The organism is Enterovibrio litoreus (genome assembly GCF_045679545.1).
Classification (GTDB): Bacteria; Pseudomonadota; Gammaproteobacteria; order Enterobacterales; family Vibrionaceae; genus Enterovibrio.
In genome coordinates this window covers 197,673-217,479 of the sequence record NZ_CP166194.1, presented here as the reverse complement: position 1 = coordinate 217,479, position 19,807 = coordinate 197,673, and the positions used below count along the sequence as shown (strand labels likewise).

Here is a 19,807-nt window from a genome sequence, read left to right as displayed (position 1 = left end):
ACTCAATAAGCTTTTCTTTATATACAAAAAAGCCCGCTTGCGCGGGCTTTTAGTATTTTTAGCTAAAACGGATGATTACATCATGCCGCCCATGCCACCCATTCCGCCCATATCAGGCATTGATGAGCCATCTTGTTTAGGCGCTTCGGTCACCATTGCTTCTGTGGTGATCATCAGGCCAGCAACAGATGCTGCAAATTGCAGTGCTGAACGCGTTACTTTCGTTGGGTCTAGAATACCCATCTCAATCATATCGCCGTATTCGCCAGTCGCTGCGTTGTAACCGTAGCTACCTTCGCCAGCTTTAACGTTGTTAGCAACAACAGAGTCTTCATCACCTGCGTTCAATGCGATTTGACGAATTGGAGATTCCATCGCACGGAGTGCCACTCGAATACCTACATTTTGGTCTTCGTTAGCGCCTTGGAGATTTACGACTTTGTGTGCAGCACGGATAAGTGCAACACCACCACCAGCAACCACGCCTTCCTCAACAGCTGCGCGTGTTGCGTGCAGTGCATCTTCTACGCGGTCTTTCTTCTCTTTCATTTCAACTTCAGTTGCTGCGCCAACTTTGATAACTGCAACACCGCCTGCCAGTTTAGCAACACGCTCTTGCAGCTTCTCTTTGTCATAATCTGAAGTTGCGTCTTCGATTTGCTGACGAATTTGAGACACACGGCCTTGGATCGACGCTTCATCACCAGCACCATCAATAATCGTGGTGTTTTCTTTAGTGATAGTAATGCGCTTCGCTTGACCCAGGTCTTCTAGTGTCACTTTCTCCAGTTCCATACCGATTTCTTCTGAAATCACAGTACCTGCAGTCAGTGTCGCGATATCTTGCAGCATCGCTTTGCGACGGTCACCGAAACCTGGCGCTTTAACAGCAGCCACTTTCACGATACCGCGCATGTTGTTCACAACCAGCGTTGCCAATGCTTCACCTTCTACGTCTTCTGCAATAATAAGAAGAGGACGTGAAGATTTCGCAACTGCTTCTAGAGTAGGTAGCAGTTCACGGATATTTGATACTTTCTTATCAACCAATAGGATGAATGGGCTGTCTAGATCAACAGAACCAGATTCTTGGTTGTTGATGAAGTAAGGAGACAAGTAGCCGCGGTCAAACTGCATACCTTCTACTACGTCTAGTTCATCTTGTAGAGATTGACCTTCTTCAACAGTGATAACACCGTCACGGCCAACTTTTTCCATTGCTTCAGCAATTAGTTTACCCACTGTCTCATCAGAGTTTGCTGAGATAGTACCAACTTGAGCGATTGCTTTCGTATCAGCACATGGAACAGACAACGCTTTCAGTTCTTCAACCGCAGCAATAACAGCCTTGTCGATACCGCGTTTCAGATCCATTGGGTTCATACCCGCAGCAACAGCTTTCAAGCCTTCAGTGATAATCGCTTGAGCAATTACCGTTGCTGTCGTTGTACCGTCACCCGCTGCATCGTTAGCTTGTGACGCCACTTCTTTAACCATTTGCGCGCCCATGTTCTGGAACTTATCTTCCAGTTCAATTTCACGCGCGACAGATACGCCATCTTTAGTGATGATTGGTGCGCCGAACGATTTGTCCAGTACAACGTTACGACCTTTAGGGCCAAGGGTCACTTTTACTGCGTTTGCTAGAACGTTTACACCTTCCAGCATTTTTGTTCGTGCATCATTGCCAAATTTAACGTCTTTAGCTGCCATTTCTCTCTTCCTTTAAAAAATCTGTTTCTATAGTGAAATAGTCATTACTCAACGATAGCCATGATGTCGTTTTCAGACAGGATCAGGACTTCTTTACCATCAATTTTTTCAGTTTTCGTGCCGTAGCCTTCTGAGAAAATAACCGTGTCGCCAACTTTAACGTCCAGAGGCTGAACAGTGCCGTTCTCAAGGATACGGCCTTTGCCTGCTGCTAGCACAACACCGCGAGTCGACTTCTCAGCAGCTGAACCAGTTAAAACAATGCCACCAGCAGATTTTGATTCAACTTCTTGGCGTTCAACGATTACTCGGTCATGTAGTGGACGAATGTTCATTGGTCGTCTCCTGAATTAATGTAGTGATCCATGTATGGAATATGTAAAAGGAAACCACAGCAAGTGTCGTTCCCAAAGTACCTTCTAAGTGGGGGTGGGTTACCTCAATCCCAAGGGGGAAAACGCAACTTTTTTGCTTTTTTTTAGCCAATATCTTTTGCGACATCACATTCTATACATTAGGGTAGCTCTGCCTTATCGATAACCATGGGCATCTGACCCGTTTACACATCCCCGCTTTCTCAATCTCAATGAAGAAAGCAGCAATCCGAGAGTAGTATGAAGGATAAGCACGGCCTGCTGACGGGTCCTATTGATCAAGTCCTCAAGAACATGACCATTCCTATGGTGTTTGGCCTTGTTGCCATTTTGGCGTTTAGTCTTGTTGATACCTTCTTTATATCCCTTTTAGGTACAGAAGCATTGGCCGCGGTGAGTTTCACGTTCCCCATCACGTATGCGGTCAATTGCATTACTATGGGTATCGGGGTTGGCCTTTCAACATGTATTGCACGTTCTCTTGGAAAGCGCGCCATGGGGGATGCCGCAAGAGTCTCTGGACACGGTTTGATCTTAGCCGTATTACTGGTGATTAGCGCAAGCATGATTGGGCTTGTCACTATTGACCCGTTGTTTCGTTTACTGGGTGCACGAGACGGCTTACTGCCGCTGATCCATGACTACATGAACGTGTGGTATCTGACTATACCCTTGCTAGTGATCCCCATGGCCGGAAACTCAGCTATACGTGCTACGGGAGACACCAAAACCCCAGCAAAGATTATGATCGTCGCTGGCATCATCAATGGCGTGCTTGACCCATTGTTGATATTTGGTCTAGGCCCATTTCCTGAGTTTGGCGTGCAAGGTGCCGCTATTGCCAGTGCCATTAGTTGGGCTGGGGCACTGATTTGCTCTTTGTACGTGTTAATAAAGAGGGAAAAACTACTGGCTCGCCCATCAACGCAATACCTCCTTCAAGATTGGAAAGACATCCTCTCGATTGGCACGCCCGCAGCATTATCAAATGCGTTAAGCCCGATTTCTGGCGCCATACTCATGGCGATGCTTGCAGTACAAGGCACTGCAGCTGTTGCCGCCTATGGCGCAGCGCAACGCGTGGAATCACTTTTGCTAATCGTGATGATGGCACTGACCTCCGCGCTCACACCCTTAATGGCGCAAAACTTTGGGGCAAATAACCCTTTACGTGCTTTCGAAGCATTGTTTCGAGCAATACGGTTTTCTGTTTTCTTTCAGTTTATTGTGTTTATCGCCATGGTACCGCTGAGTTTACCGATCGCTTCGCTGTTCAGCCAAGAGCCCGCAGTACAAGATAAACTCTGGCACTACTTGCTTGTTGTGCCGGCAAGTTATGGCATGCAAGGTGTGATGATGATGCTTGTCAGTGCGCTCAATGCCATGAAAAAGCCCGTATTGGCTTTCACAATTAACCTCATGCGCCTGTTTATATTGCTACTGCCTATGGCGTGGGTGGGTAGCCTTTTGGATAACACCGAAGGCATGTTCATCGGTATTGCCGTGGCCAATGGTATTGCCGGTATGATTGCTTATAGCATCGCATTGTTACTTCGCCGACAAGCTTTCGCCAAACTTCATCACTCATAGTGCAACAACATTTTCAGCCCAAAAAACCTTCAGGTTTCTAAGTGCATGATCCGATGCTGAAGTGCATCAAGCGCCAAGTACAGATCGCGATATTGCCCATCCGTTAATCCCGCCAACACACTTTGCTCCCATGTCTGAACACGTGGAACGATCTGCTGATAAAGCTCACAACCATGTTGAGTCAAACGAATAAGCGCGGCTCGCTGATCGTTCTCAAGTGTCTCACGCAGCACGATACCACTCGCTTCGAGTCGATTGAGGATGCGCGATACCTTGACTTTATCCATGCTTGTTTCTTTAGCCAAGTCTTTGGACAGCACCCCATCTCTTGCGCCAAGCGACGCCAAAACGCGCCATTCCGATCGACTGATGCCAAATTCTTTTTGATAAATTTTCGCCAGCGCATCGGCCACCTGCGTTGCTGTTTTCACCAACTTGTAAGGTAAAAAATCATCCAAAATAAAGGCTTGTGCATCCACCATACGATTCACCTCTTTGCGTTATGTCACACCCAATGCAACCACCACGGAAATTATGCGAGATTCAGTTGCCACTTTTTGCTGTTGAGCACTACCCTTAATATAGTTTCAAATGAAACTATATACCAACTCCCTCAGACCATCCTCGCAAAATGATGCGTAGTAGGAGGACAAATGCGAAAGTGGTTCTCATTTCCAATGATTGAAGGTAGCGCTTCCCGTCAGGCGCATTGCGATTTACCACAAGGCACCTTTGAACGTGAATGCGGCAAAGAAGGCTTTTTCGGCCCCGCCACACACATGTACCACCAGCACGCACCAACAGGGTGGTCAGAGTGGGAGGGGGATCTGCGCCCACACGCGTTTGATACCAACCAGATCGACGACACAAGTGACAACCCACTCACCGCGCCTTTGTTGCTATCCAATGCCAATGTAAAAGTCAGAATATGGCGCTGTGATCAGGCCATGACATGTTTGGTGAGAAATGGGGATGGCGATGATTGCCTGTTTGTTCATCAAGGTTCGGGCTCTTTGTATTGCGATTACGGGCACCTGACGTTTAGCGAAGGGGACTATCTCATTATTCCCCGCTCAACTAACTGGCGCATAGAACCCGATTCTCCCATCACGATCTTGATGATCGAAGCAAGCAACGGCTCTTATATGAGTGCTGATCGTGGCATTGTGGGCGATCACGCCATTTTTGATCCAGCAGTACTCGAGCATGCGCACATCGATGATGCTTTCCTTGCCCAGCAAGATGAACGTTCATGGCAGGTCTACTTAAAATCCCGCAATGTGCTCAACAAAATCACCTACCCGTTCAACCCACTCGATGCTATCGGCTGGAAAGGTGAACTCACTGTCTTTCGACTCAACTGGCGAGATATCCGCCCATTAATGAGCCACCGTTACCACCTTCCCCCTTCTGCACACATTACTTTTGTGGCAGATGGATTTGTCATTTGCACCTTTGTACCACGCCCCATCGAATCCGACCCTGGCGCATTGAAAGTGCCCTTTTATCACAACAACGACGATTACGATGAAGTCATCTTCTATCATCAAGGCGAGTTCTTCAGCCGAGACAATATTCACCCCGGCATGGTGACACACCACCCTTGTGGTTTTCCTCATGGTCCTCACCCCAAAGCATTCGAAGCGGGGGCCAAAGCCAAGAAAACACATACGGATGAAGTCGCTGTAATGATCGACACGCGCTTGCCATTAGATCTCGCTGACGCCGCGAAGCAAACCGAACTTGATGATTACGTGCTCTCTTGGCGCACCACCCCTCGTGGCTAACCCAACGCAATGGAATGAAGGAATAACGCATGAAACTCGCTTCCCTAAAACATCGCCGTGATGGCAAACTCATTTTAGTCTCCCGCGATCTCACGCAAGCCGTCGATGCCTCGGATATCGCCTTAACCTTGCAAGATGCTATCGACGAATGGGGTACCCTCTCGCCACTATTGCAAGAACGATACGACGCCCTAAACGCCAACAAAGCATCCGGCCGATTTACATTTAACCCAGTAGATTGCGACTCACCATTACCTCGCGCCTATCAATGGGCGGATGGCAGCGCTTACGTCAACCACGTCGAATTAGTGCGAAAAGCGCGTGGCGCAAGCATGCCCGAAAGTTTTTGGACCGATCCTTTGATGTACCAAGGCATGTCCGACAAATTCCTCGGCCCCTGCGACAACATCGAACTGTGTGATGAAAATTGGGGATGTGATTTTGAAGCGGAAGTCGCTGTCATCACTGACGACGTCAACATGGCAACTTCAGCGAATGACGCAGCAAAGCACATAAAACTGCTGATGTTAGTTAACGACGTTTCGTTAAGAAATCTGATCCCCGAAGAGCTTGCAAAAGGCTTTGGTTTCTTTCAATCCAAGCCTGCATCGGCCTTTTCCCCTGTCGCTGTGACACCTGACGAATTAGTCGAGAATTGGCACGACAACAAAGTACATCTGCCATTATCGGTTCAATTCAACGGTGACCTATTTGGTGCGCCTAACGCAGGTGTCGACATGACGTTTGATTTTGCAGAGCTTATCGCGCACGCCGCAAAAAGCCGTCCATTAGGGGCAGGTACCATCATCGGCTCTGGCACAGTGTCGAACCTTGATCGCAGCAAAGGTTCTTGTTGCATAGCAGAGAGACGAATGTTGGAAATTCTGGATCTTGGAGCACCCAAAACTCCCTTTCTACACTATGGTGATAAGGTTGAAATCGAGATGCATGACAAGGAAGGTCGTTCAATCTTCGGACGAATTGAACAAGAGGTTATCCCTCATGGGATAGCTCAACAAGGATAGCAAGGAAGAACGCGCTTTGAAGCTCTATGACTACAGTAAATCTTCAGCCTCATATCGTGTTCGCATTGCGCTCAATGTTAAGGGGCTGAGCTATCAGTCCCAGTCAGTCTCTTTACTCGAAGGCGACCATCGCAGTGAGCACTACATGGCACTCAACCCCAGTGGGCTAGTCCCTACCTTGGTCGACAATGGGCAAATACTGACGCAATCACTGGCAATTATCGAATACTTGGAAGAGGCATATCCGTCTCCCTCCATTATGCCTACCGATTGCGCTGCGCGTGCCAAATGCCGAGCCTTAGCGCTAGACATTGCCTGTGATATCCATCCTTTGAACAACCTTCGGGTACTCAAACACCTGACTGGCCCAATGGGACACAGTGAAGACGAAAAACTGGACTGGTATTTGCACTGGCTTCGCATAGGACTGAGCGCAGTAGAAAAGAAAGTGGAACACTCACAAACCGCGTTTTGTTGTGATGACACGCCAACGCTTGCCGATATTTGTCTTATTCCACAGCTGTTTAACGCCCGCCGCTTCCATCTTGATTTGACCCCTTACCCAACACTGAAAGAAATAGAACAGCGCTGCCAGGCCTTACCCGCCTTTGAGCAGGCGCACCCAGACAATGTTTAGGAGCAAGCATGTCAAATCAGCCTCTTTGGCAACCTAGCGCAACACGTATTGCCAATGCCAACCTGACAGATTTTATTAACACCATAAACCGTCAGTACGCGTTGAAAATCACCCACTATGACCAGTTGTATAATTGGTCAATTGAGAACAGCGAAGCTTTCTGGCAAACCTTGTGGCAATTTGCTGGCGTGGTGGGAGAACAAGGTGATCGAATCATCGACAAACCCGACAAAGACCCCAACAAGAACAGTCGCTGGTTTCCCGATGCCAAACTGAATTTTGCAGAAAACCTGCTGCAATGGGTCAATGACATGCCCAATAAAGACGCTATCGTCTTTTCTGGAGAAGATGAGAAAGCCAAAGCAATATCTTGGGCTGAGCTCGTGCGTCAAGTCAGCTGCATTGCAGCCTACCTCAAAACTTGTGGTGTAGAGAAAGGTGATGTGGTGGCCGGCTATCTGCCGAATATTGCCGAAACCGTGGTTGCCATGTTGGCCGCATCCTCACTGGGTGCGATTTGGACATCAACGTCGCCAGACTTTGGCACTGACAGCGTCCTGGACCGTTTTGGCCAAACACAGCCCAAAGTGCTCTTCACAACCGATGCCTACCACTACAACGGCAAAACCCATGATAATCTCGACAAAGCTCGTGCCGTGCGAGAAGGTGTCGAAAACCTCACCCACATGGTCGTGATCCCCTATGTCGGCGGAGCACCATTAAACGACAACGAAACATGCTGGCGCGCGCTATTGACCAAGCCTGCCGAACCATTATCGTTTACACGCGTAGGCTTCAACGATCCGCTCTATGTATTGTATTCATCGGGGACGACAGGTAAGCCGAAATGCATCATTCACAGTGTGGGCGGAATGTTGCTCAACCACCTGAAAGAGCATCAGCTTCATTCTGATGTGAAGGCAGGCGATCGCGTCTTTTATTTCACAACATGTGGCTGGATGATGTGGAACTGGCTGGCAAGTGCACTGGCAAGTGGCGCAACACTGGTGCTGTTCGACGGCTCACCGTTTTACCCTGACGCAGGCGTGCTGTGGCGTTTAACCGACGCGCAAAAAGTCACCCTGTTCGGCACATCGGCAAAATACCTTGAAGCCCAAGAAAAGCAAAACTATGCACCAATGCGTGAGCATTCACTGTCCACCCTACGCGTATTGTGTTCAACCGGCTCCGTGCTCGGCCCTGAGCAATTTGATTATGTTTATCAAAACGTCAAAAAAGATCTGCAACTGAGCTCAATCGCAGGCGGCACCGACATTTGTGGCTGCTTTGTGCTGGGAAGCCCGATTTCACCCGTTTATCGTGGTCAAAGCCAAGTTCGCGGGCTCGCACTCAACGTCGAAGTATTCAACAGCGAAGGAAAGCCCGTTCGTGATGAGAAAGGCGAACTGGTGTGTTGTAATAGCTTCCCCAACCAACCTGTTGGCTTTTGGCATGACACGGACGGCGAGCGCTACCACAAAGCCTATTGGGACAAAATTGAAGATATCTGGTTTCACGGCGATTACGTTGAACTGACCGATGAAGGCGGCATGATGTTCTTTGGTCGTTCAGACGCAATCTTAAACCCCGGCGGCGTACGTATCGGTACCGCTGAAATCTACCGTCATGTAAACCAGTTAGACGAAATCCTCGATTCCGTGGTGATTGGACAAGATTGGCAAAACGATGTCCGCGTCGTGCTATTTGTGAAACTCAAACCCGGTGTCGATTTGGATGATGCCCTTGAACGGAAAATTCGCTCCACGATCCGCACCAGTTGCACACCAAGACACGTCCCAGCAAAGATAATATCTATCACCGATATCCCACGCACCAAGTCAGGAAAGCTGGCTGAACTCGCCGTTCGTGATGTGGTGCATGGTAGAGCAGTAGCACAACTCAGCGCCTTAGATAACCCTGAATCTCTCGACCAATATAAAGATAGACCTGAGTTGCAGGAATAATCTCCGCAGGCCAAAACGCACAAAGCCAACCGTGAGGTTGGCTTTTTACGTTCGCTTTTTATCACGTGCGCAAATTACTTCAGGCGGTGATTGTCATCATTTTTGCGCTCGTATTCGCCCTCAAACGTGCTGCCATTTTCTGAACTATCACGAAACGGTCCATGATTGCGGCCACCAAATGGGTCATGACCATGCGGCCCTTGTTGTTGGAACCCACTTTGAAAACCAGCCACTTTCACGCGGCTCATCAATTGTTTTGCCAGCCATGCGCGTGGCCACGGCAGAAGAAAGGCCATGCCCATGGCATCTGTCATAAAACCGGGCGTCAATAACAGCACACCCGCTACGGCAAGCATCACACCTTCCACGATCTGCTGCGCAGGCAACTCGCCTTGCTGCAAACGTTGCTGTACGGTGATCAATGTTTGTAGCCCCTGACTACGAACCAAAGATGCGCCCACAATCGCCGTCAATAAAATCAATGCCACTGTCGGCCACAGCCCCAGCACGCCACCAACTTGAATGAACAAGGCGATCTCAATAATGGGGACAGTAATAAACATCAAAAGCAAAATTGGAAACACGCATACACCTCTTTGGAATTCTGGGGGAGATTAACCCTGCCACCATACTAACATTGCTGAATAACGAATGTTGTATGTTGGCAAAGCCAAGATATTGGGGTCAATTATGTACAACATTGGCTAGCTCTATTAGCAAAACAAACCCACGTGAGATAAAGAGTTTAACGGGATCAATACGTTTTAATCACGAGTTAAAACAAAGAGAAACAAATACATCGGCGATCAAGATCACATAATTGTGCAATTCATCTGACTTCGTTGTGATTGGTGATCTCTCTCATGTTTTTACTGCACTGGAGGAGTAAAATCCTTCAGCATAAATCGGATGAAAGCGCACTTTCATCCAGCCAAAATCTCTGGTGAATGGACTCTACAGCGAACTTTATGGCTAATAATTATCCAAAATAAGTTTCATTTAGGGCCAAACTATGTCTCAGACGATTGATCTCGAAAACAACGTAACTCCCCCTCATTTCGCTACCCGTATCGAAGAAGATTTACTCGGTGAACGTCATGTTCCAGCTGATGCGTATTACGGTATTCATACGCTACGAGCCATCGAAAACTTCAACATTTCACGCACCACTATCTCAGACGTTCCTGAATTTGTTCGTGGCATGGTATTCACCAAAAAAGCCGCAGCAATGGCGAACAAAGAGCTGGGAGTTATCCCGGCTGATGTGGGTGACTACATCATTCAGGCGTGCGATCTGATTCTAGACACGGGCAAATGCATGGACCAATTCCCATCTGATGTTTATCAAGGTGGCGCGGGTACATCCGTTAACATGAACGCTAACGAAGTGATTGCAAACCTTGCGCTTGAACTGATGGGCAAAGAAAAAGGCGAATACGACGTGGTTAACCCTAACGACCACGTCAACAAGAGCCAATCGACTAACTGTGCCTACCCGACAGGTTTCCGTATTGCGGTTTACAACAGCATCTTGACGCTGATGGATTCTATCAGCTACCTACAAGGTGAATTTGAAGGCAAAGCGGAAGAGAACAAAAACATTCTGAAAATGGGTCGCACCCAGCTTCAGGACGCCGTGCCTATGACCGTTGGTCAAGAGTTCCGCGCCTTTGCTGTCCTTCTAAAAGAAGAAGTGAAGAACCTAAAATACACCGCCGAGTTGCTGCTTGAAGTAAACCTTGGCGCAACCGCGATCGGTACCGGTCTAAACGCTGCTGCAGGTTACCAACAACTGGCCGTTCAGCGCTTGGCAGATGTTACCGGCCTTAACTGCACATCGGCAGAAGATCTGATCGAAGCCACCTCAGATTGTGGTGCTTATGTGATGGTTCACGGTGCACTTAAGCGTCTCGCAGTGAAGCTATCGAAAATCTGTAACGACCTACGTTTGCTGTCTTCTGGCCCACGTACTGGTCTTAACGAAATCAATCTGCCAGAAATGCAGGCGGGTTCATCTATCATGCCAGCGAAAGTGAACCCAGTGATCCCAGAAGTGGTGAATCAGGTTTGCTTCAAAGTCATCGGTAATGACACCACAGTAACGTTCGCAGCAGAAGCGGGTCAGCTTCAATTGAACGTGATGGAACCTGTGATTGGTCAGGCGCTGTTCGAATCGATTGAGATTCTGTCTAACGCGTGCATCAACCTGGGTGAGAAGTGTGTTAAAGGCATCACAGTGAACAAAGAAATCTGTGAGAACTACGTCTTCAACTCTATCGGTATCGTGACTTACCTCAATCCATTCATTGGTCACCACGAGGGTGACATTGTCGGCAAGATCTGTGCAGAAACAGGCAAGAGCGTCCGAGAAGTGGTGCTTGAGCGTGGCCTTCTGACAGAAGAGCAACTCGACGATATCTTCTCTGTCGAAAACTTGATGCATCCACAATACAAAGCGAAACGCTATAACTAAGTGTCAAATCATGGGTACTCACAAAGAGTACCCATTTTTTTGCATTCAAGCCCAAGCATGTCCAGTCATGCGGCTTGATGTAAAGAGCAAACGAAGAGACTTTTTAACCGTCATTTCGCCCCTAAAACCCTAGATATTCCATGGTTAAAGGTTCAGCGACACGGATTGATAGTGGCTCCGTTTGTTTTTTTAATTTCATCATTTGAACAGGAGTTACCCATGGTAGCAGTGGAGTTGTTCGTCGTTCTCGCCTTTATCTATTTAGGTGCGCGGATCGGTGGTATTGGGATTGGTTTAGCCGGTGGTGCGGGTGTCATCGCCCTTTCATTGTTTTTAGGTATGCCCACCAGCCAAAGTTACATTCCTATCGACGTTATTTTGATCATCATGTCAGTAATCACCGCCATTGCAGCCATGCAAGTCGCTGGTGGTATGGACTGGCTGGTTGAAAAGGCTGAGAATTTCCTTCGTAAGAACCCAAAACAAATCACCTTTTATGCCCCTATTGTCACGTACCTGATGACACTAATGGCAGGCACAGGTCACACCGCGTTTTCCACGCTACCTGTGATTGCAGAAGTGGCCAAAGAACAAGGGATTCGCCCATCTCGCCCACTTTCAATTGCTGTAGTGGCATCACAAATCGCGATCACTGCGTCTCCTATTTCGGCGGCAGTGGTTTTCTTCTCTGGCATCCTTGAGCCACTGGGCATCGGTTACCTGACGCTACTGGCCATTTGTATTCCGACCACTTTCATTGCGTGTATGGTGGGCGCTTTCGTCGCGAACTTCATGGGCTGCGAGTTGAAAGACGATCCTGTTTACCAAGAGCGCCTAGCAAAAGGGCAGATCAAGCTGCAAGGCACAGAAAAGCGAGTTATCGCGCCGACAGCAAAAAAAGCGACTTACATCTTTTTGGCGGCGATCGTCATCGTGGTTGGCTACGCCGCAGCGATTTCGGGCTCTATTGGCTTGATTGAAAATCCAACCCTAGGTCGTAACGAGGCCATCATGACCTTTATGCTGGCCGCCGCTGCACTGATTGTGCTGACCACGGACATTGATGCATCTAAAATTGCCGAAGCACCGACCTTCCGCTCGGGCATGACGGCATGTGTGTGCGTACTGGGTGTGGCATGGTTAGGTTCAACTTTCGTGAATGCGCACGTTGATGGCATCAAAGAAGTCGCTGGCACTTTGCTTTCTGACTACCCGTGGATGCTTGCCTTGGTGCTGTTCTTTGCTTCCATGCTGCTTTACTCACAAGGTGCAACCACAGTGGCATTGATGCCTGCTGCGCTTGCGATTGGCGTCGCACCGTTGACGGCCATTGCGTCATTTGCTGCTGTTTCTGCACTGTTTGTACTACCAACCTACCCGACCTTACTGGCAGCGGTAGAAATGGATGACACAGGTTCAACCCGAATCGGCAATCTGGTATTCAATCACCCGTTTTTCATTCCGGGTGTCGTGACTATTGCCACCTCCGTGGCGTTAGGCTTTGTGATCGGCGGCATCATCTTGTAAGCATCACTACACACAACATAGGGCTCTTCGGAGCCCTTTTCTTTGGCTTTCTCTTTCTTTCTAGTTTCTGAAAACAACCTACCCCACTGACACCTAAATCGATTTTACTGACACTTTCTGGAAACGAATTCGGGCTTTCCCGGTCTCAGTGATATAGTTTCTTTCACTCTTAGGTAAAACAGTTTCTGATGAAGGCTATGTCGACGATAGGCTCCCGATTTTTCGCCATTTTTGCGCTAGCGCTAATGAGCGCGCTTCCTGCACAGGCAGAGTTTTCTCTGTTTAATTCTTCAACCCCTACGATGGGCAGTGCACCCAAGTTCGTGCCCGTTGATCAAGCGTTCCCGTTCAATTTCACGCAGCAAGGCGATCGTATTTATCTCGACTGGCAGGTGACACCCGGCTACTACCTTTATCAAGATAAATTAGAGGTCAAAGCCAGTGAGGATGCAAAAATTGGCCCGCTGGAAATGCGCCAAGGTCAACCTTACAAAGATGAGTTTTTTGGTGATGTTTCGATTTACAAGCAGCCATTGACCGTCACCGTACCCATTATTCACGCCACTGACAGTTCATTGCTAAAAGTGACCTATCAAGGCTGTGCCGACGCCGGATTTTGCTATCCGCCAGAAACCGTGGATGTTCCGCTAAGTGCAGTGCTTGACGGTACTCGCGGCACTTCAACAACTGACAAAACAGCGACTGTCACCCAAGTTCAATCAGAGACTACTGCCACGCTGATGCCATCTTCTGTCTCACAAACTGATGTGAGCAGCTTGGCAGACAATTGGTGGCAACCTTTGCTGTTTTTAGGCCTGGGTATCGGCCTAGCCTTTACGCCTTGTGTTCTGCCCATGTATCCCATTCTCACGGGTATCGTGCTGGGTGGCGGTAAAAAAACTCACGGCCAGACATTCAAGCTTTCCATGCTCTATGTGCAAGGAATGGCCCTGACTTACACCCTGCTGGGGTTGGTCGTGGCTTCGGCGGGCCTGCAATTTCAAGCAGCGTTTCAACACCCTTATGTGTTGATGGGATTGAGTGCACTGTTTGTGGCGCTGGCACTGTCGATGTTCGGCGTGTTCAATCTGCAACTACCATCAGGCTTGCAAACCAAGCTCAGTGAAATAAGTAACCATCAAAAAGGCGGCAGCAACGCAGGTGTATTCGCCATGGGCGCAATTTCAGGATTGATTTGCTCGCCTTGCACCACGGCGCCACTTTCTGGCGCTCTACTTTATGTAGCACAAAGTGGCGATCTGCTTACTGGCGCTGTCACGCTCTATGCGCTCGCGCTAGGTATGGGTATTCCCCTGATTCTCGCAGCCATGTTCGGCAATAAACTCCTGCCGAAAGCAGGTGCTTGGATGGATAAGGTCAAAACCTTCTTTGGTCTAATATTGCTGGCTGCCCCCATCTTCCTGCTGGAACGTTTGCTGCCTGAACACATCAGCATTTGGCTTTGGGCATTATGGCTATTGGTTTCGCTTGGCTGGCTGTATCACATCAGCCGTACGCTCAAGCCAGGTAAATTGGCGAGCACCTTAGGTATTATTGCGATTCTAGGACTGAGTACCGGTGCCGCATTCACCTACAACGCGTTGTTCGTGACCACCACCAAACCCGCTATTCCATCGGTGAACTTTACACGTATCACGTCAATCGACGATCTGAATCGTGAACTAGCGGCTGCGAAACAGGCAGGCAAACCCGTCATGCTCGACTTCTATGCAGATTGGTGCGTGGCGTGCAAAGAGTTCGAAAAATACACCTTCCATGACGCAAACGTAGCACCGAAACTACAAGACTTTGTGTTGCTTCAAGCAGATGTCACTGCCAACCGACCGCAGGACATCAAACTGCTGATGTCGCTAAATGTACTTGGGCTGCCTACCTTAGATTTCTGGGACGCAAACGGCAAGCCAATGCCCAACGCGCGATTAACTGGATTTATGGAGCCAACCCCCTTTCTGTCTCACCTAGCGCAAAATAAGCTGATTAATTCTCAGGGTTAATTGCAGCCAAACTTGATCCCCCCGACATTGCCCACTGATGACGGGGGATCAAGCTCTTACTTCCCACCTATGCAAATTGATCAATTCCATGGCGAGTGTTAGTTTTTTTGTTAAAGAGGTATTAACGAAATCGCTATGGACGCTCAATACACCATTGTCATCGCCGACGACCATCCCTTGTTTCGCAATGCATTGTTCCAATCAGTGCACATGGCGATCAGTGGTGCCAACCTGCTTGAAGCAGATTCGCTAGACAGTCTGTCTTCGCTGTTAGAAAAAGAACCTGATATTGACTTGCTGCTACTGGATCTAAAGATGCCCGGTGCTAATGGTATGTCAGGACTTATCCACCTTCGCGCACAGTATCCAGAGCTGCCCATTGTTGTGGTCTCAGCCAGTGAAGAAGCCAGCGTTGTTCGTCAAGTTAAAGCCAATGGCGCAGTCGGATTTATTCCGAAATCCAGTGATATGCGAGAATTGATCAACTCCCTAAACCAAGTCTTGGATGGAGAGCCCTGCTTTCCTGAAGGTATTGATTATAGTGGGCATAGTGACGAAGAATCGCTGATGGAGAAGGTCGCTTCACTCACACCGCAGCAGTTCAAAGTGCTGGGTATGTTGTCTGATGGTTTGCTTAACAAACAGATTGCCTATGAGTTAGATGTCTCAGAGGCCACCATCAAAGCACACATGACCGCCATTTTTCGCAAACTCGGTGTCAAGAACCGCACTCAAGCCGTTATCTTGCTGCAACATAGTTCCCAAGATAAAACATAGTTCATAAGATAAAACATGGTTCCTAAGATAACCTAAGATAATTAGCACAACTTCATTGCCCTTCTTCAATAATGTCAGCGAATAGACAGCAAGGTGTGATAGTCTCTTCCATCACAGCCCGCTGTTCTAGCGGGTAATCTTTTGACCTTCTCTATCCTATTAGGAGGCCATCTTTGTTAACCGCACTCATCACCCAGTTTGTTGTTCTTTGGGCTGTTATTGACCCTATCGGCTCTGTGCCCGTTTACCTTTCGCAAACCAGTCATATGACCAAGCAACAGCGCCGAGTGGTTGCAGTCAAGGCCGTGCTGATCGCTGCGAGTATCTTGTTGTTTTTCCTGATTGCGGGGCAATTCTTGCTCGAAGCGATGCAAATCCCCTTACCTGCCTTTCAAGCGGCAGGCGGATTAGTGTTGCTACTGTTTGCGCTGACTATGATTTTTGGTGAGAGCAAGCCGGATCAAGAAACCAAAATGAGCAGCGAGTCACTCACCCGATCCGATCTGTCTGCCACTGCCGTGTATCCATTAGCCGTGCCTTCCATTGCGTCGCCGGGCGCGATGATGGCCATCGTTATGCTGACGGACAACCACCGTTTTGCCCTTGCCGAACAAGCCATGACCGCAGGCATTATGATGCTGGTATTAGTGGTGACGCTTCTCTTGTTGCTGAGTGCCAGCATGATCCACAAAATTATCGGCCAAGTAGGCGCGTCTATCATAAGCCGCGTTATGGGTTTAATCCTTGCAGCCGTTGCAACCAACAATTTGCTACAGGGCATTCTCGATTTTTACACCTTAGCCTAAAGCCTATTAGACCTTTGGATTAGTTAACATCCCGTTAACAAGCCAAAGGTTTGCCTCACGTCACATAAACCTTACATCCCAGAGAGTTACGGACTTATTTCGCTCGACTAAAGTTGCAGTGTTTACTTGTACCTAGGCTGCTATTGTCGAATCGTAACAATCCGTTAACTCGGCACTTAAGGAGATGGTGATGTCTGAGGAACAGAAAAGAGATAACGCCCAAGCCTACTGGCAAAAAAATGTCAGACTAATGATCGGCTTATTAGTGGTTTGGTTTGTGGTGTCGTTTGGTTGCGGCATCTTGTTTGTTGATGAACTCAATCAATTTCGCATCGGCGGCTACAAACTGGGCTTTTGGTTTGCACAACAAGGGTCAATTTATACCTTCTTAGCAATCATTTTTATTTATGCTTTTCAGATGCGCAAACTCGACCGTGAGTTTGGCGTAGAAGACGACGAGTAAGGAGCCGTATCATGGATTTGAAAACCGTTACTTACCTTGTCGTAGGTTTCACGTTTGTGCTGTATATCGGCATCGCGATTTGGGCCCGAGCCGGTTCAACGAAAGAGTTTTACGTTGCAGGCGGTGGTGTTAACCCTGTTGCAAACGGCATGGCAACCGCTGCGGATTGGATGTCAGCAGCATCATTTATTTCAATGGCTGGTCTTATCGGCTTTATGGGGTACGGTGGTTCAGTTTTCCTAATGGGGTGGACTGGCGGCTACGTTCTGCTGGCGCTTCTGTTAGCACCTTACCTTCGTAAGTTTGGTAAATTTACTGTGCCTGAATTTATCGGTGAACGATTCTATTCAAACACAGCCCGTATTGTGGCCGTTGTTTGTTTGATTATTGCTTCGATTACCTACGTTATCGGTCAGATGAAAGGTGTAGGCGTTGCGTTTGGTCGCTTCCTTGAAGTGGACTACGAAACAGGTCTTTACATCGGTATGGCGATCGTATTCATGTACGCTGTTTTCGGCGGCATGAAAGGCATTACCTATACCCAGATTGCACAGTACTGTGTCCTGATTCTGGCATACACCATTCCTGCTATCTTTATCTCGCTGCAACTTACTGGTCACGCCCTGCCACAAATTGGCTTAGGCAGCACCATGACAGGCACAGATACCTATCTGCTCGATCGGCTTGATCAGGTGGTGACCGAACTCGGCTTCAGCGAATACACAACATCGGTACGCGGTGACACCCTTAACATGTTCGTCTACACCCTGTCACTGATGATTGGTACCGCAGGTTTGCCACACGTTATCATTCGTTTCTTCACAGTACCGAAAGTACGTGATGCACGTATCTCTGCGGGTTGGGCGCTGTTCTTCATTGCGATTCTTTACACCACGGCTCCCGCTGTTGCTGCAATGGCACGTCTGAATCTGATGGATACTGTGAACCCTGCACCAGGTCAACACCTTGCGTATGACGAGCGTCCTGACTGGTTCAAAAATTGGGAAAAAACAGGTCTACTCGGTTTTGACGATAAGAACAATGACGGCAAAATCAACTACACCTCAAGCGATGCAACGAACGAGCTAAAAGTTGACCGTGACATCATGGTTCTAGCGAACCCTGAAATCGCAAAACTGCCTAACTGGGTAATTGCACTGGTTGCAGCGGGTGGTCTTGCAGCAGCACTGTCAACGGCTGCGGGTCTACTATTGGCCATCTCCTCTGCGGTGTCGCATGATCTCTTGAAAGGGGTCATGATGCCGAACATATCCGAGAAGAACGAGCTCATGGCGAGCCGGGTAGCCATGGCCTTTGCCATCGCCTTTGCTGGTTACCTCGGACTTAATCCGCCCGGGTTCGCCGCCGGCACGGTGGCGCTCGCCTTCGGTCTGGCAGGCTCGTCTATCTTCCCTGCTCTGATGATGGGTATCTTCTCAAAAACCATCAACAAAGAAGGTGCGATAGCCGGCATGATCGCAGGCATCAGTGTCACACTGTTCTACGTATTCCAGCACAAAGGCATTTTGTTTGTTGCTGACTGGAAATACCTCCAAGACTGGGGTAGCAACTGGTTCTTTGGTATCGAACCAAACGCATTCGGTGCTATCGGCGCGCTGATTAACTTCATTGTTGCCATTGCCATATCACGTGTAACAGCAGAGACACCACAACACGTGAAAGACTTGGTGGAGCATGTGCGTATTCCTGCAGGCGCAGGCGATGCACAGTCACACTAATCTTCTTTATACGGCTGCAAGCAGCCAAGGAAGCGACAAGCTTCTAAAAAGAAGGGCATAAGCATCACGTTACCGCTAAAAAGCCCCTTTATGGGGCTTTTTTTAATGTATGTTGAGCCCATAAGCCCACGGATGAATGCGGAAAACGTTACCTATTATGTTAAAAAACAAACATATAATCGCAGCAATGCTCGTTGCTCCTATCTTAGCCATCATCGCCTATTTCGGTGTTGATCTTGCTGTCAGCGAGAAGCCACATGTGGCAAAAGAAGGAGAGTCTTATAAGCTCGTGCCTGGCTCAAACTGCCGCTATACCAGTGGTATCTGTACATTGGAAAACGGCGACTTCAAAGTCAAACTACGCTCTGAGCAACTCACAGACAATGCTCTGGTCATTAAGCTGATTTCTGACTTCCCTTTGGAAGGCGCCAAAATCAGCTTGGTGCAACAAGAAGGGAAGAGCGCTACGCCTGTAGATATGGCTGTGAATAAAGAAGATAAAAAAGAATGGTTCGTTGATCTTCCCGCCCCAACAACAGAAGAAAGCGAAATTCATTTGGTGGTCAAAGCAGATGGCACGCTTTATTACGCAGAAGCCCCAGCGGTTTTTGCTGAATACAAAACCCTATTTACAGAAGATAAGTAACGTTAGCGCGCATTGCCTCTTTGCATTTAACACGCTAACGATAAATCAGAGGTTATTGCCCCGCGAGGTAATGTTTGGCAGCAGACACAACCGCTGCCACTCTTCCCTCATGTTCTTGCTCTGACAGCCAGAACGTCACATCAACCCAACCGTCTGTGCCCATCATCGCTAACTCTGTGATCTGCATTTCCGCAGTGAGCGGATCCCAGACCCCTTCTGTGCGAATAAGGCCCACTTCAGTATCTAACCTAGGTATAGAGAATGCTTCCAT

At 48.4% G+C, this 19,807-nt stretch carries 18 protein-coding genes; 13 read left to right on the top strand and 5 right to left on the bottom strand.

Translation table 11 applies throughout. The features are described 5' to 3' along the window. Positions 1-75 precede the first annotated feature (75 nt). Positions 76-1,713 carry a chaperonin GroEL gene (gene groL / locus AB8599_RS01000; protein ID WP_407331974.1) on the bottom strand — a complete coding sequence of 546 codons (1,638 nt, stop codon included), beginning with the start codon at positions 1,711-1,713 and terminating at the stop codon, positions 76-78. A gap of 44 nt (positions 1,714-1,757) precedes the next feature. Continuing rightward, positions 1,758-2,048 (bottom strand): co-chaperone GroES, encoded by a 291-nt coding sequence (locus AB8599_RS00995; protein ID WP_407331973.1) that lies wholly within the window; start codon positions 2,046-2,048, stop codon positions 1,758-1,760. Positions 2,049-2,327: 279 nt separating this feature from the next. On the opposite strand from AB8599_RS00995, the gene AB8599_RS00990 reads away from it, so the two are divergent. Continuing rightward, positions 2,328-3,677 (top strand): MATE family efflux transporter, encoded by a 1,350-nt coding sequence (locus AB8599_RS00990; RefSeq protein ID WP_407331972.1) that lies wholly within the window; start codon positions 2,328-2,330, stop codon positions 3,675-3,677. A 29-nt stretch (positions 3,678-3,706) separates the two neighbouring features. Here the strand turns inward: AB8599_RS00990 and AB8599_RS00985 are convergent, their stop codons facing one another. Then, positions 3,707-4,159: a MarR family winged helix-turn-helix transcriptional regulator gene (locus tag AB8599_RS00985; protein WP_407331971.1), complete on the bottom strand. Its 453-nt coding sequence runs from the start codon at positions 4,157-4,159 to the stop codon at positions 3,707-3,709. A gap of 171 nt (positions 4,160-4,330) precedes the next feature. Here AB8599_RS00985 and AB8599_RS00980 point away from each other — a divergent pair, with 171 nt between their 5' ends. Genes AB8599_RS00980 through AB8599_RS00965 form a run of 4 tightly spaced genes read left to right on the top strand, consistent with a single transcriptional unit; the run spans position 4,331 to position 9,090 of the window. Continuing rightward, on the top strand, positions 4,331-5,464 hold the full coding sequence (locus tag AB8599_RS00980) for a homogentisate 1,2-dioxygenase (protein WP_407331970.1): 1,134 nt from the start codon (positions 4,331-4,333) through the stop codon (positions 5,462-5,464). Between the two features lie 29 nt (positions 5,465-5,493). Then, positions 5,494-6,489, top strand: a complete 996-nt coding sequence (locus AB8599_RS00975; RefSeq protein ID WP_407331969.1) for a fumarylacetoacetate hydrolase family protein — start codon at positions 5,494-5,496, stop codon at positions 6,487-6,489. A 16-nt stretch (positions 6,490-6,505) separates the two neighbouring features. Beyond that, positions 6,506-7,126 carry a maleylacetoacetate isomerase gene (maiA, locus tag AB8599_RS00970; protein ID WP_407331968.1) on the top strand — a complete coding sequence of 207 codons (621 nt, stop codon included), beginning with the start codon at positions 6,506-6,508 and terminating at the stop codon, positions 7,124-7,126. An 8-nt stretch (positions 7,127-7,134) separates the two neighbouring features. Then, entirely contained in the window at positions 7,135-9,090 is a 1,956-nt protein-coding gene (locus AB8599_RS00965; RefSeq protein ID WP_407331967.1) for an acetoacetate--CoA ligase, read from the top strand. Between the two features lie 74 nt (positions 9,091-9,164). Here the strand turns inward: AB8599_RS00965 and AB8599_RS00960 are convergent, their stop codons facing one another. Next, entirely contained in the window at positions 9,165-9,674 is a 510-nt protein-coding gene (locus AB8599_RS00960; RefSeq protein ID WP_407331966.1) for an FxsA family protein, read from the bottom strand. 428 nt (positions 9,675-10,102) lie between these two features. On the opposite strand from AB8599_RS00960, the gene aspA reads away from it, so the two are divergent. The 8 genes from aspA (at position 10,103) to AB8599_RS00920 (ending at position 19,536) form a co-directional block, all read left to right on the top strand. Beyond that, positions 10,103-11,563 (top strand): aspartate ammonia-lyase, encoded by a 1,461-nt coding sequence (gene aspA, locus AB8599_RS00955; RefSeq protein WP_407331965.1) that lies wholly within the window; start codon positions 10,103-10,105, stop codon positions 11,561-11,563. 219 nt (positions 11,564-11,782) lie between these two features. Next, entirely contained in the window at positions 11,783-13,090 is a 1,308-nt protein-coding gene (locus tag AB8599_RS00950; RefSeq protein ID WP_407331964.1) for an anaerobic C4-dicarboxylate transporter, read from the top strand. A 197-nt stretch (positions 13,091-13,287) separates the two neighbouring features. Beyond that, positions 13,288-15,105, top strand: coding sequence for a protein-disulfide reductase DsbD (locus tag AB8599_RS00945; protein ID WP_407331963.1), 1,818 nt, complete (start codon positions 13,288-13,290; stop codon positions 15,103-15,105). Between the two features lie 135 nt (positions 15,106-15,240). Next, on the top strand, positions 15,241-15,882 hold the full coding sequence (locus AB8599_RS00940) for a response regulator (protein WP_407331962.1): 642 nt from the start codon (positions 15,241-15,243) through the stop codon (positions 15,880-15,882). A gap of 173 nt (positions 15,883-16,055) precedes the next feature. Further along, entirely contained in the window at positions 16,056-16,688 is a 633-nt protein-coding gene (locus AB8599_RS00935) for a MarC family protein (RefSeq protein ID WP_407331961.1), read from the top strand. Between the two features lie 190 nt (positions 16,689-16,878). After that, positions 16,879-17,151 (top strand): DUF4212 domain-containing protein, encoded by a 273-nt coding sequence (locus tag AB8599_RS00930; protein ID WP_016960681.1) that lies wholly within the window; start codon positions 16,879-16,881, stop codon positions 17,149-17,151. Positions 17,152-17,162: 11 nt separating this feature from the next. Next, on the top strand, positions 17,163-18,890 hold the full coding sequence (locus AB8599_RS00925) for a sodium:solute symporter family protein (protein WP_407331960.1): 1,728 nt from the start codon (positions 17,163-17,165) through the stop codon (positions 18,888-18,890). A 157-nt stretch (positions 18,891-19,047) separates the two neighbouring features. After that, the gene (locus tag AB8599_RS00920; RefSeq protein WP_407331959.1) at positions 19,048-19,536 is read left to right on the top strand and encodes a hypothetical protein; all 489 of its coding nucleotides are present in this window, start codon (positions 19,048-19,050) and stop codon (positions 19,534-19,536) included. A gap of 52 nt (positions 19,537-19,588) precedes the next feature. Here AB8599_RS00920 and AB8599_RS00915 read toward each other — a convergent pair whose 3' ends face one another. Beyond that, positions 19,589-19,807, bottom strand: coding sequence for a hypothetical protein (locus AB8599_RS00915; RefSeq protein ID WP_407331958.1), 219 nt, complete (start codon positions 19,805-19,807; stop codon positions 19,589-19,591).